Below are 749 nucleotides of genomic sequence, written 5' to 3'. Positions count from 1 at the left end.
CGGATTGTAGGCTGCAACTCGCCTACATGAAGCTGGAATCGCTAGTAATCGCGGATCAGCATGCCGCGGTGAATACGTTCCCGGGCCTTGTACACACCGCCCGTCACACCACGAGAGTTTGTAACACCCGAAGTCGGTGGGGTAACCTTTATGGAGCCAGCCGCCTAAGGTGGGACAGATGATTGGGGTGAAGTCGTAACAAGGTAGCCGTATCGGAAGGTGCGGCTGGATCACCTCCTTTCTATGGAGAATTGATGAACGCTGTTCATCAATATAAGTTTCCGTGTTTCGTTTTGTTCAGTTTTGAGAGAACTATCTCTCATATATAAATGTATGTTCTTTGAAAACTAGATAACAGTGTAGCTCATATTTTTTAATTTTAGTTTGGTTAAGTTAGAAAGGGCGCACGGTGGATGCCTTGACACTAGGAGTCGATGAAGGACGGGACTAACGCCGATATGCTTCGGGGAGCTGTAAGTAAGCTTTGATCCGAAGATTTCCGAATGGGGAAACCCACTATACGTAATGGTATGGTATCCTTACCTGAATACATAGGGTATGGAAGACAGACCCAGGGAACTGAAACATCTAAGTACCTGGAGGAAGAGAAAGCAAATGCGATTTCCTGAGTAGCGGCGAGCGAAACGGAATCTAGCCCAAACCAAGAGGCTTGCCTCTTGGGGTTGTAGGACATTCTATACGGAGTTACAAAGGAACGAGGTAGACGAAGCGACCTGGAAAGGTCCGTC

The 749-nt window shown here is 47.5% G+C and carries 2 rRNA genes; both read left to right on the top strand.

The annotated features are described in order from the left end of the window. Positions 1-241 (top strand): 16S ribosomal RNA (locus JDS81_RS29775); the annotation flags it as partial. Between the two features lie 145 nt (positions 242-386). Beyond that, positions 387-749: ribosomal RNA gene (locus tag JDS81_RS29770) — 23S ribosomal RNA — on the top strand; the annotation flags it as partial.

Origin of the sequence: Bacillus cereus group sp. N31 (assembly GCF_016483245.1) — a bacterium.
Lineage (GTDB): Bacteria > Bacillota > Bacilli > Bacillales > Bacillaceae_G > Bacillus_A > Bacillus_A toyonensis.
Note: the sequence above shows the minus strand (reverse complement) of the source record. Positions and strands in the feature narration are given on the sequence as shown.